Below are 12,737 nucleotides of genomic sequence, written 5' to 3'. Positions count from 1 at the left end.
CAATGCTAAAAAAAACACTGACCTGTGCGGTTGTAATCGCACTTGCGGGTTGTTCACAACCTGCAGAAAACACCTCTCAAAATGAAGTAAAAACAGCAATGAAAGCAGTTAACTCTCTAGATTACCCTGAAACTAAAAAAGGCACAGTGGTTGATAGCTACTTTGGTGAAACTGTGGCTGATCCGTATCGTTGGTTAGAAGATGATATGAGTGATGAAACGGCTCAATGGGTTAAAACACAAAATAACCTAACCTTTTCATATTTAGAGCAAATACCGTACAGAGATACGTTAAAGCAGCGCCTTGAAAAGTTAATGAACTACGAAAAAATCAGCGCGCCGTTCACCGAAGGTGATTACACCTATTTTTACAAAAATGATGGCCTGCAAAATCAGTACGTTTTATACCGCAGTAAAGACGGCGGCGAGGCTGAGATTTTCTTAGATCCTAATACCTTTAGTGAAGATGGTACCACTTCAATGTCGGGCTTATCATTTTCAGAAGACGGCTCATTGTTAGCATACCAAATATCGGAAGGTGGCAGTGATTGGCGTAAAATCATTGTTATAGACACCGAAACCAAAGAGCAAGTAGAGCAAGCACTGGTTGATGTTAAATTTAGTGGCGTGAGTTGGTTGGCAAATGATGGTTTTTATTATTCAAGCTACGACAAACCAGAAGGCAGTGAGCTTTCTGCAAAAACTGATCAACATAAAGTGTACTATCATAAATTAGGCCAAGCCCAAAGCGAGGATGCGCTAGTATTTGGCGATACCGCTGAGCAAAAACACCGTTATGTAGGCGCTAAAGCGACCAAAGATGGCCGTTATTTGTTTATTAGTGCTAGCGTATCGACCTCAGGCAATAAGTTATTTATTAAAGATTTAACTAAGCCAGATAGCGAGTTTGTTACCGTAGTGGGTAATACCGACTCTGATACCAGTGTGATTGATAACGAAGGCAGCAAGCTATTTTTGGTTACTAACTTAAATGCTCCGAATAAAAAAGTAGTGACGGTTGATGCAAGCAACCCGCAACCTGAAAACTGGCAAGACTTTATTCCAGAAACCGAAAACGTACTCAATGTAACGCTTGGCGGTAATACATTTTTTGCCAACTACATGGTTGATGCTATTTCTAAAGTGAAGCAGTACAACAAGCAGGGCGAATTGATCCGTGATATTAGTTTACCAGGGGTTGGTACGGCGGGTGGTTTTGGCGGTAAAAAAGAGCAAACTACGCTTTATTACTCATTTACTAACTACAAAACACCTGGCACGACTTACAGTTTTGACGTACAAAGTGGTGAGTCTAAAGTATATCGTAAGTCAGGGATTGATTTTAATAGCGACAACTACACCTCTGAGCAAGTATTTTATACCTCTAAAGATGGCACTAAAGTACCGATGATTATTACTTACAAAAGTGATATTAAATTAGACGGTAGCAACCCAACTATTTTATATGGCTATGGTGGCTTTAATATAAGCTTAACACCTCGCTTTAGTTCAACAACAGCGGCTTGGCTTGAGCAAGGCGGCGTATACGCAGTGGCAAACATTCGTGGTGGCGGTGAGTATGGTAAAGAGTGGCATAAAGCAGGTACGCAATTGCAAAAGCAAAACGTATTTGACGACTTTATTGCTGCTGCACAATACTTACAAGATAAAAAATACACCTCTAAAAAGCGCCTAGCACTGCGAGGTGGTTCAAACGGCGGGTTATTAGTCGGTGCCGTAATGACCCAGCGACCTGACTTATTTCAAGTGGCGCTACCTGCGGTAGGTGTACTGGATATGCTTCGTTATCATACTTTTACAGCGGGTGCTGGCTGGGCATACGATTACGGTACTAGCGACCAAAGTAAAGAAATGTTTGATTACTTAAAAGGCTACTCGCCAATTCATAATGTAAAAGCAGGGGTTGAATATCCGGCGACGATGATCACTACAGGCGATCATGATGACCGCGTTGTACCGTCGCATTCATTTAAATTTGCAGCAGAGCTTCAAGCGAACCAAGCGGGCACTAATCCAACGCTTATTCGTATTGAAACCAATGCAGGCCACGGTGCGGGTACGCCAACAAGTAAAATTATTGACCTTTATGCCGACATGTACGGTTTTACGCTTTACAACATGGGCATTAAATCACTTTAATGTGACTTTATAAGCTAACGAAAAGCCGAGTTACTTAAATGACTCGGCTTTTTTTTATGCTCACTACTTTATTGTATGGGAGAGAACAACCGTTGATAAGTTTTATAAGCGTATTCGTCACTCATACCGCTTAAGTAGTCACAAATAATTCGCATGCCTTGATGGTGTTTTTCGGCTTCTAGGTAAAGTGCTTGCGTGGTTTCGGGTAATAACCGCATTGGATCGCTGGCAAATGCAGTAAACAGTTCAATAAGCAGGTTCTGCCCTTTAAATTCTATTTGTTGCATTTGTGGGTCGCGTATCAAGCGTTGAAATACAAAATGTTTAAGTATTTGTAATACGTTTTCGTATTGCTGATCTAATTTAGCGGTGTGCTTTAAAATAGGGCATTCAAAGGCATCGTTTTGTATGTCTAAATGAATATGAATAATAAAGGTATTTACTAATTCACCAATGGCATCTTTGCGTTCATGTTCGTGTTTTGAAAATAATCGCTCTGTAAGTGATTTAAGTAGCGTATTTAACCAATCATAGTTGAGTGCTTGTAAGTGCGGCAATGCATGGGTTAACCAATCGTCTAGGCTTAACACATCGGTGGCTATGGCATCTTCAAGATCGTGAACGGCATAGGCAATGTCATCAGCCAGTTCCATAATGGCACTATCGAGAGATTTATAGCGTGTTTTAGCTCGGTATGAATCTACAATATTTTGGCTGGTTAATAATGCTTTATCGTTTTGACTCAGTGGCTCAATGATCCAATTAAATATAGGTGCATCGTCATTGTAAATGCCTTTAGCAGGTCGCCAGTCGTCGGCTTTTATAAACGCGCGTTGTTTATCCACTTTGGGAATGTTGTACCACAGCTGGTCGATAAAACCAGGGTACTTTATAAACCCTAATAATGTGCGCCTTGTTAAGTTCATGCCATAGCCATTACTGTAAGGCTCTAGTTTGGCTACTATTCGTAGCGTTTGTGCGTTACCTTCAAACCCACCATGATCACGCATCATATAGTTAAGTGCAATTTCTCCGCCGTGCCCAAAGGGCGGATGGCCGATGTCGTGCGCTAAACATAAGGTTTCGAGTAATCCGGTTGATGGAAAATGTTCAAAACGAGGGTGCTGGGCTTTTAAGTGACGTAATATGCCCGTGCCTATTTGCGATACTTCTAAAGAATGGGTAAGACGTGTGCGATAAAAGTCATTTAAACCAATACCCATTATTTGAGTTTTGGCTTGAAGGCGTCTAAATGCTGCAGCATGAATAATTCGAGAGCGGTCTATTTGCCAAGGAGAGCGGTTATCGTTTGGGCGGTGCTTATATTGTTCAATTATTCTATTTTGCCACTGTTTATCCATGTCACAACCTATCTCTATATCTACGACTTTAACGCTTAGTATATTATAAATAACTCACAATAGGCGTATGAATTTTATTCAGTTGTTCGGTATTCGCGTTTATAAAGTGGCTTAGGTATAATGAGTGTTCGTATGTATGTGACTACACCGTACATAATTTAGAGTTTAATTGAGATAATACATGTTAAAAACTATTTTTCAGTTGTTGTTAGCCGCCCTTGTTATTTGGGCACTTACTCATCCATTTATACAAACTGATGAGTTTGTTTCAGATGAACAAACACGTGCTGACGACATTAAAAAAGAAAAGAAGAAAGAAAAACCATTGCACAATGTCAAGTTGCCAAAATTCTCAGAATACACCGATGTAAAAGAGAAAAAGCATGCGTTTTTTAACTTCATTAAGCCCCATGTAGAAGCCGAAAACAAAAAGATTTTACAGCAACGTGCAAACATTGAAATTGCGCGCATGATGCTAGAACACGACGAGCCGTTAAGTAAAAAACAAGCGAGCGATATTAAAAAAATACTTAAATTATACCGCTTACCTGAAACCTTAGACACGCTTACACTAACTCAAGCGCTGCGCCGTGTAGATATTATTCCTAAAGAACTTGCCCTAATGCAAGCTGCTAATGAGTCGGCATGGGGTACCTCACGCTTTGCCCGAATAGGCTTAAACTTTTTTGGCCAATGGTGTTACAAAAAAGGCTGTGGCATGGTGCCAAGAAGACGTAATAATGAAGCCGAGCATGAAGTGGCTGCATTTAAATCGGTTCGCGCTGCTGTAACGTCATATTTTAGAAATATTAATACGCATAATGCCTATAAACAATTACGCAGTATACGTGAAGATTTACGCGCACAGCAAAAGCCAATTAAGGCGACTAAGCTAACCCTTGGGCTGATGTCCTACTCAGAGCGTGGTGAAGCGTATATTGAAGAGCTAAATACGATGATCAATCAAAACCGAGCGTACTTTGATGAATAAACCAGTATTAAAATTAGTTACGACTATAGCGACCTGCTTTTTAGCAATAGCGGCAAATAACACCTATGCTAAAGAGTTTGTTATGTCGTATGACGGTTTTTACGACCGTTTAAAAGTAGTAAACAAAGGCGATTTTCAGTATGCCCGCGTAAACTTTTATATTAGCGATATTGGTACTAACGAAGTATGTAGTATCAAAAGCGGGACTATTTTAACTGAAAAAAATGAGTACCCGCTTAATTACACTGACAAAGCGCAACTGTTATTACCGTATGATAAGCAGCTCGATACTGACAAAGCGGTGATTGTGGTTCAGCCTAAAAATCCGGTTCATGATTGTCAGTTAAAGCTTCAAATAGAGGCCAACGAGCTAGAAGGGCTAACCTTTTCAAAGCAATCATTATTAACCATTAATAATGAGCTTGAAGCGCTTTTAACAGACTTGTCGGGCTTTTTTGTTAGCAAACTAATGTGGTTTTTACTGCCTGAGCAAAAAGGGGTGGTTGTTACTTTTAACGCGCCTAAACAATTTGATGATGAGCGCATAACATGCGAAAAATCAGTTTGTTATTTTGAAGTAATAGACAGCTGGCAAAACGACACCAAAGTATTGGCTGATATAAACGAGGTAATTAAAGTAACGCCTTGGATCAGTAAGTAATAAAATTAATTGGTTTGATTATAAAGCGGGGTCAGGTTTGACCCCGCTTTTTTATCGCTAAATTAAATAATGGCAGAGGGGCTATTCATGAGTGCGCTTTTTTCATCATGAGTAACAACTTTATTTCGGCCCGTTTCTTTAGCAAGGTAAAGGCGTTTATCAGCTTGCAATAGCAGCTCTTGCATATTTAAATCGCGAATAAGTGCGCTACTTACTCCAGCACTAACAGACAATGCAATACTATTACCGTTAAAATAAAAGGGATATTGATCAATACTTCTGCATAGCTTTTGGGCTAACTGCCTTGCTTGAGTAAGATTTTTTTGGTTAAGGAAAATAGCAAACTCTTCTCCGCCAATTCGAGCGGTAATGCCTGCTTCAAAAAACAATTCGTTAATATGTTGTGCAATCCACTTTATTGCTTCGTCGCCAGTTTCATGGCCATATTGGTCGTTCACTTGTTTAAAAAGATCGATGTCGAGCATAATTAACGACACTCTGCTGTTAAGCGGTGCAGTGTGGGTTATTTTTTTACATAGGCGGAAAAAGCCTCGCCTGTTTAATAATTGTGTGAGCGGATCGTGATTCGCTAAGTTTATTAGTTTTGATTCTTCATTGGCAAAAGCAATAAACGGCAGAATTAACGCACTGGCTGTGGTTAAAAATAAATGCGAGACCAATAATAGTTGTAACCCTGCGGCTAATTTCGCCTGACTAATTTGGCTAAAGTAGGGTAAAACAAGGAGTACAACTTGCAACAGCATTACTACACTGTGTAGTGAAAAGCAGGCAATTAGTAGTCGTTGCTGTACTTTAGCAACACTGGGGGTTTTGATCATTAAATAGGCCGCGTAGCTAAATAGTACGGCAGTAATGATACTGGTAATAATTTGCCCCGCATCAATGAGATACACAGCAAGTAGCAATGTGCAACATATAGCACAGGCATAATATAAAGGCGTTAGCTTTACTGCAGGCACCGTACTTTGTGGTATTAACCCTAAAATAAGCAGGAGTGGGGTTAAAATAATAAACAGGTAAGCAAAAAAGTAAGTTAAAAGTGGATAGTCAATCACCCCTCTTAAACCAATTAGGGCAATAGCGGTTATAAACGAGCAGCAGGCAGTAGCAAAAAATAAAAAGCTAGGTTGTTTTTTATATGAATACACTGAAAAAAAGAATACTGCAATAAACAAGTTAAGAATAAAACAGAGGCTAATTAATGTGGGTAAATGAAGCATGTTTTAGTTGCTCTTTTAGCTGAATAAGAAATAACGCTTAACTCATTATTAGTTAGTAACACTAAAATAGCAAGGGAGTAAAAAGTATTAACTTTATACTCCCTTGGTACAAACTTAACCCTTTAAGACCAGTCGTTAAACTAAACTTTTTAATGCGGCATCGATTTCAGAAAAGTGAAAACGGTAATTATTTTCTAATGCTTTTTTAGGCACCACAAATTGGCCGGTTGTGAGTAGATCTGCCATTTCTCCCATTAAAACATTGAGCACAGCTGCAGGCATGGGCATAAAGGCAGGGCGTGACAATGCTTTACCCAATGATTGGCTAAATTGTTTATTGCTTACCGGATGCGGGGCAGTGGCATTTACAGCACCAGAGATATCTTGATTACGAATCAAAAATAAAATGAGCTGCACCATGTCATCAATGTGGATCCACGACATACCTTGCTCGCCATTGCCAATTGGCCCGCCTAAACAAAGCTTAAATGCAGGCAACATTTTTCCAAGTGCGCCGCCTTTTTTAGCCAGTACAATACCTGTGCGAAGTAAGCAAACACGGGTATCGTCAGACTCAGCTTTTAATGCAGCGAGTTCCCAATCCCTACAAAGTTGGTGACTAAATTCATCGTGGGCTTCTGTGTTGTTTTCATCAACTTGGGTTTTACCTTGGCGACCATAATAGCCTATTGCACTGCCTGAAATAAACGTATGTGGCGGTGTATGACACTGATTAATTGCATCGCTTATGGCTTGGGTAATAATAATTCGGCTATCGCGTATTTTTGCTTTTTGTTTATCACTCCAGCGTTTATTAACGATAGGTTCGCCGGCTAAATTAATGACAATATCGACCGTATTAAAATCTACATCTTCTAAGCTGCTAACAGCATTTACTCTGTGGCTTAACAATACTTTAGCTTTGGTTGGGTTTCTACTCAATACCGTAATGTCGTGGTGGTGCAACAAGAAAGGGCAAAGGTGCCTACCAATTAAGCCCGTGGCGCCTGTAAAAAATATATGCATTGCAACTCCAAAATTATAAATAAAGCGGGATGTTTAAAATTTATACTCCCCAGCTCATCGATTTGCAAATTTATACGTACTAATCATTATTATGATCACCCATAAATATTTCATTCTATTGGGTTTTGCCTTACACTGAAGCCAAATAACAGCAATAGGATAAGAGTATTGGCAAGTTTAACTGGGGTAAATAAAAGCTTAATTATTTTTGCAGCGTTGGTCATTGTATTAGCGGGCATTAAAGCCGCAAGTGCTATTGTTATTCCGTTTATTTTGGCAGCATTCATCGCCATTATTTGTAGCCCACTCATTAATTTTTTTGCTCGCTACCGTATTCCAAAAGGCATAGCGGTGGTGCTTGTAGTGCTTATTATTATGGGCTTAGGTGTTAGCTTAGGCGGTTTAGTGGGGCAGTCGGTTAACGATTTTTCAAAGCAGTTACCAGAATACAAAGCACAGTTAAAAGAAGAATTTGTATGGCTGGTTGATATGGCTTCGCAATACAATATTTTAATTAATAAAGAACAAATTTTGTCTATGTTCGACCCCGGTAAAATGGTTGATGTTGCCACCAATATGTTAACCGGCTTAGGTAGCGTAATGGCCAATATGTTTTTAATTATTTTAACGGTTGTTTTTATGCTGTTTGAAGGGCCCATACTTGGCAAAAAAATTCATTTAGCACTAGACGACCCCGACAGCAAAATTAAGCAAATTGACCGCTTTTTAGACTCTATTAACTCTTATTTGGCCATTAAAACCCTAGTAAGTTTAGCCACCGGTGTAATTGCTGGTTTTTACTTGTGGATACTCGATGTTGATTACTTTGTACTTTGGGGCGTATTGGCATTTATGCTTAATTACATTCCTAACATTGGTTCAATCATAGCGGCTGTGCCAGCACTGTTACTGGCGCTTATTACTCAAGGCCCCTTAGTGGCAGGGCTTGTTGGCGCGGGTTATTTAACTATAAACACCGTAATGGGTAATATTGTTGAGCCTAAATACATGGGTAAAGGTTTAGGGCTTTCTACGTTAGTGGTGTTTTTATCGTTAATATTTTGGGGCTGGCTATTAGGCTCTGTGGGTATGTTGTTATCGGTGCCGTTAACCATGATTGTAAAAATAGCGCTAGAAGCCAGTGACGAAGGGCGTTGGTTAGCAACCATGCTTGGCACAGGTGAAGAAACCGTCATTAAATCAGAAGACTAATATCTTACAAAGGCGTGGCTAAGCACGCCTTTAACATTATTAAGTATTTATTAAATTAGCTAAGGCGCTATCTACGGCGTTTATAGCCCCCTCTAAATAGCCAGCCTCCTGCTTTGCAAACTCACTGCCCACAAAATGCACTTTTAACTGTTTAAGCTGCTCGCCAAGCTCTGAAAAATTAAATTCAGGATGCTGCGATACACCTAGTTGGTCATCCTTGTTGGCCACAAATTCATCCTCAGCCCAATCTTTTAATGTGCAATGAGTGGCAGTATAAGCCTGCTCACCATAAAAATAACCAAGCTGATCAAGGCAAGCTTGGGTTAATTGCTCGCGAGTTACTTGACTTCGCTGCAAGTAAGGCACACCAATAAAGCCAAATAGAGCAGGGTGAGCATGATCACTTGCTGAGGCATCATGAATTTCTACTAACGGGCCAACACGGCTAAAACATTGCCCCGATAAGTTCTTATCTCGCCAAAAAGCGTGCTCAAAAGTGGCAACAAACTTTGCTTGGCCTGCCATCCACGTCGGCACTGACGCTAAACGCTGGGCTAAAACATTATCAGCCCATAAATGCGGGGTTAAATGCTGGCTGATCATTCTAGGGGGTAACGCCAACAGTAACTGATCGCAAGTAAAGTACTGCGTACTCCCTTGGTAATTAGCGCTAATATGCCAGCCATCGGAAAGCTTTTTCACTTCGCTAACAGCGTGTTCTAATTTAAGGGTGTTTGGGTCAAGCTGCTGATAAAGCGCATTAATAAGCTCGTTCATACCGTTTTGAATTCTAAATAGCTGCATTTCACCTGCGCCTGCAATTTGCTGAGCAGGGGCAGTATGCGATGCTTGATACAACACATCGCCTTGGGTGTATTGCTCAAACACAGGGATGTTTAAAGCAGCAACTAACTGTTGAATATTAGGCTGGTGCGGAAATATCCAGGTAGGGCCTAAATCGTGGCCAATGGTGTTGTTGGCTGCCAAAAAGTGAGACGAAATACGACCGCCCAAATTGGCTTTGGCCTCTAATAATAAAAACGGAATATTTCGTTTTTTTAGGCTGTAAGCGGCATATAAGCCCGCTAAGCCACCACCAATAATAACCACAGGTTTATGCATTTTAAAATCACTTTAGCTAAATCAATCTACTGGTAGGTAGTTTGTGGTTTTTATGCAGATTTGTCAAAACGTTTTATGGGCTAAGTGAGTAAGCTTTAGTGTGCAATCATACTCAGAAAATGAGCGACGCGCATATAGTATGCTAATTAGCACTGCTTAAAAGAATAAAACTTAATGATAGCAATGTGTTAGCTAATTTGTTAAAACTATATGTAGTAGAAAAAATAAGCGCAGCGCTGGTATAAATATACGAGAGTCACCGACTATAAAATTGTCTGCCATACTTAAACAAAGGAAGGTCTATGAAAAAGGAAATCACAACAACATTTAACGCAGTAGCAACATTCGTGGCACTGCTAGCGATAACTGTCAACGAATTAATATATTATGAACCACACTCTGAATCGAACACCGTTTTTATTGATTTGTTCTTTGAATCTTCGTTGTTTAAATCACTGTTCTTATTTGTAATGCTTATAACAATGATGCTAGTTTTTGCATAAATTTTTCGAAATATATGGAATCGATTGTTTACCGATTTATTTAAACTTCGAGATATTAACTTAAATGAGGCGTATTCGATTACCTCCCTATTAACATTAGTACTTTTCAATTGATGGCTAACAAAAGCTTTAAGCGGATAAAAATGAAAAGCACTTTTTAGCTTAATCATGTATTACCAAACATAGAAGTAGATTATGAAAAATAAGTTTATGGTTATTGTGTGTTCTTTTTTATTAACGCTTTCTTTGAATGCGTTTGCTCAAGAGGATAGCTCAGCAAAAGTAGCCCAGATATTAGGGGATACAATACACGGGACTGATCTAGAAATAGATTTGAGGTTTTTAAAAGGATATAAGCGATCTTATCCTGATTTATCAGAAGATGATGTGCTTGATAAAATGCGAGCAAATAAATTAACGTCAATAATTTGGAAACGAATTATCCAAAAGTTATCTGATGAACATAATTTAGAACCAACAGCCGAAGAAGTAGGAAGTTTTACTGAAGCCATGCATCGTTTAAGCTCAAAGCCATCAGCTGAGACATTAACTTCTGAGATGAAAGAAGCTTCATTTAAGGCAAATAGAGACGTCGTTAAAACTTACAAAATTAGTAAGTATCTTTATGAAACGTATGGAGGCACAGTTATTTTCCAACAGGGAAACCCTCATGAACCTGTAGGAGCCTACCGTAAACTTTTAGAAGAGTATCAAGCCCAAGGGAATTTTAAAATTTATAACCCAAAATATGAAAAAGCTTTCTGGGCGTATTATTTGAGAAAACACCCAATGGTTATTCCAGAGGATAAAGTCGATTTTTCCAAACCATGGTGGGAAAAAGCACAGGTTGAGTAGTGCGTAAAAGCGTATATCAAGCTGTTAAAAAAGCAAAAATATAGTTGACTGTTTTCGTTCCATTTTAACCTATAATTTTTTGTACATTATTATAGCTTGCCCTTGCCTGTGAATTAAATATTTAAAAGGAATTAATTAAATGACAATGAAACAGTTTAAAACAGCGCTAGGCTTTAGCCTGATCTTAGTTACATTTAATAGCTATGCAACATCACTACAGAATCAGAATATTAGCAAATCTTGTGTTAGTGTTGAGAGTGAAAAAGATAAAAAAAGCCGACTACAAAGAGGAGAAGAAAGAGTAGACATTTTTGTCGGTCTGAATTCATTTACTGCTTATGATGAAGGGTTTAGACAAAAGATGAAGAGCGTTCCTGTTAAAGAAATTATGTCATATTCGTTTGCGTCCATGGGCATTATTGCTGCTTCAATGCAAACGGTTTTTCCTGTTTTACAATTAGCGTTGTGCAATGAGGAATATGCAATTAATAATAAGTGTAATTATGAAAGGAATATTCATGGAGGGCGGCTTATTAGTATGGAAACTGAATGGAAAAGTGATACCCAATATACAATGACACAATACGTAACCAATGCTGAAACTGGTGCTAAAAGAATAAAGCTGCTTCTCTCATCTGAACTTCCAAATTACTGGAATGGTAATATGACATTGTTTAACGAGGATGGTTCTAAAGCCGAGGTATCTTGGTCTAGAAGTGATGATGGAACTGAATATTATCAAGGGCGAAGCCTAGGCGGCACCGATATATCAAGTACAACATTTACTGAGTACCCAAATTGCTCTGCAGAGGTAACATATGTCAAAAACGACGTTAAAATTACAGCAAATTGGACATTAGTTGATGAAAAAACAACAGGCAACTTTGTGTATTGTAATCAAAAAGGCTGCCACAATGGGCAGTGGTAAATATTTCAAATTTGATATGAATCTCTGTTTTGTTGTCGTAATTTAAATAATGACGCGATTATTATAATAATATAGCTGGAATGAAAAAATAAAATGAAGTCTTAGGACTGCATTTACCCAAAATATATTTAAAACCCTATCAAAAATATGATACCTAATAACACTGAGATTTGTTCTGGTTTAAGTACAGTCGAGCATTACTGCTATCTTTATTTATTGCTAGCACAAGCCACAAATAAGATAAGTGATAATAAGGGTAAAAACTACAATGACTCAAAATAATAAAATTAACTATATTGAAATTCCTGCACAAAATATTGCAGCTACAAAGGCTTTCTTCAGTACGGTGTTTGGCTGGTCATTTGTAGATTATGGCCCAGAATATTGTAGTTTTACCGCGCAAGGGGTTGATGGTGGTTTCTTTAAATCTGATTTAGTTGTTTCTACTAAAAACGGAAGCCCGTTAATTGTGTTATACAGTAATGACCTTGAAGCGACTCAAAATAAAATTGAAAAAGCTGGAGGCAAAATAATTAAGCCTACATTTTCATTTCCCGGTGGTAGACGATTTCACTTTAGCGACCCTAATGGAAATGAATTTGCGGTATGGTCAGAGTAATCACATTTCAAACTATATAACTACAAAAATGCAGTCTTTAAGGCTGCACTTCCCAAAAC

Annotated in this window: 11 protein-coding genes; 7 read left to right on the top strand and 4 right to left on the bottom strand. The window is 38.7% G+C overall.

What is annotated here, in order from left to right; translation table 11 throughout:
• Positions 1–2: 2 nt before the first annotated feature.
• Positions 3–2,159 (top strand): prolyl oligopeptidase family protein, encoded by a 2,157-nt coding sequence (locus ABZP26_RS09405; RefSeq protein ID WP_368484863.1) that lies wholly within the window; start codon positions 3–5, stop codon positions 2,157–2,159.
• Positions 2,160–2,227: 68 nt separating this feature from the next.
• Here the strand turns inward: ABZP26_RS09405 and ABZP26_RS09400 are convergent, their stop codons facing one another.
• Positions 2,228–3,520 (bottom strand): anti-phage deoxyguanosine triphosphatase, encoded by a 1,293-nt coding sequence (locus ABZP26_RS09400; protein ID WP_024603109.1) that lies wholly within the window; start codon positions 3,518–3,520, stop codon positions 2,228–2,230.
• Positions 3,521–3,701: 181 nt separating this feature from the next.
• On the opposite strand from ABZP26_RS09400, the gene ABZP26_RS09395 reads away from it, so the two are divergent.
• Positions 3,702–4,511 carry a glucosaminidase domain-containing protein gene (locus tag ABZP26_RS09395; protein ID WP_013465099.1) on the top strand — a complete coding sequence of 270 codons (810 nt, stop codon included), beginning with the start codon at positions 3,702–3,704 and terminating at the stop codon, positions 4,509–4,511.
• A complete protein-coding gene (locus ABZP26_RS09390; protein WP_368484861.1) occupies positions 4,504–5,172 on the top strand; it encodes a DUF2987 domain-containing protein in 669 nt (222 codons plus the stop codon). The genes ABZP26_RS09395 and ABZP26_RS09390 overlap by 8 nt, the downstream gene beginning before the upstream one ends.
• A 62-nt stretch (positions 5,173–5,234) precedes the next feature.
• Here ABZP26_RS09390 and ABZP26_RS09385 read toward each other — a convergent pair whose 3' ends face one another.
• Together ABZP26_RS09385 and ABZP26_RS09380 are read right to left on the bottom strand one after the other, a co-directional pair.
• Positions 5,235–6,413, bottom strand: coding sequence for a GGDEF domain-containing protein (locus tag ABZP26_RS09385; RefSeq protein WP_028835127.1), 1,179 nt, complete (start codon positions 6,411–6,413; stop codon positions 5,235–5,237).
• A 135-nt stretch (positions 6,414–6,548) separates the two neighbouring features.
• Positions 6,549–7,439, bottom strand: coding sequence for a TIGR01777 family oxidoreductase (locus ABZP26_RS09380; protein ID WP_368484860.1), 891 nt, complete (start codon positions 7,437–7,439; stop codon positions 6,549–6,551).
• A 168-nt stretch (positions 7,440–7,607) separates the two neighbouring features.
• Between ABZP26_RS09380 and ABZP26_RS09375 the strand changes: the two genes are divergently transcribed.
• On the top strand, positions 7,608–8,651 hold the full coding sequence (locus tag ABZP26_RS09375; RefSeq protein WP_013465095.1) for an AI-2E family transporter: 1,044 nt from the start codon (positions 7,608–7,610) through the stop codon (positions 8,649–8,651).
• A 39-nt stretch (positions 8,652–8,690) separates the two neighbouring features.
• Here ABZP26_RS09375 and ABZP26_RS09370 read toward each other — a convergent pair whose 3' ends face one another.
• Positions 8,691–9,773, bottom strand: a complete 1,083-nt coding sequence (locus ABZP26_RS09370; protein ID WP_058154749.1) for an FAD-dependent oxidoreductase — start codon at positions 9,771–9,773, stop codon at positions 8,691–8,693.
• Between the two features lie 698 nt (positions 9,774–10,471).
• Here ABZP26_RS09370 and ABZP26_RS09365 point away from each other — a divergent pair.
• The 3 genes from ABZP26_RS09365 to ABZP26_RS09355 all read left to right on the top strand — a co-directional run bounded on the left by ABZP26_RS09365 (position 10,472) and on the right by ABZP26_RS09355 (position 12,678).
• Positions 10,472–11,131, top strand: a complete 660-nt coding sequence (locus ABZP26_RS09365; protein ID WP_290191049.1) for a hypothetical protein — start codon at positions 10,472–10,474, stop codon at positions 11,129–11,131.
• 139 nt (positions 11,132–11,270) lie between these two features.
• Positions 11,271–12,059: a hypothetical protein gene (locus ABZP26_RS09360; RefSeq protein WP_290191048.1), complete on the top strand. Its 789-nt coding sequence runs from the start codon at positions 11,271–11,273 to the stop codon at positions 12,057–12,059.
• A gap of 268 nt (positions 12,060–12,327) precedes the next feature.
• The gene (locus tag ABZP26_RS09355) at positions 12,328–12,678 is read left to right on the top strand and encodes a VOC family protein (protein WP_013465093.1); all 351 of its coding nucleotides are present in this window, start codon (positions 12,328–12,330) and stop codon (positions 12,676–12,678) included.
• Positions 12,679–12,737: the final 59 nt, after the last annotated feature.

It is taken from the genome of Pseudoalteromonas sp. SD03 (genome assembly GCF_040937955.1).
Classification (GTDB): domain Bacteria; phylum Pseudomonadota; class Gammaproteobacteria; order Enterobacterales; family Alteromonadaceae; genus Pseudoalteromonas; species Pseudoalteromonas tetraodonis.
The sequence above is the reverse complement of the archived record's forward strand: the minus strand, read 5'-3'. Positions and strand labels throughout refer to the sequence as shown.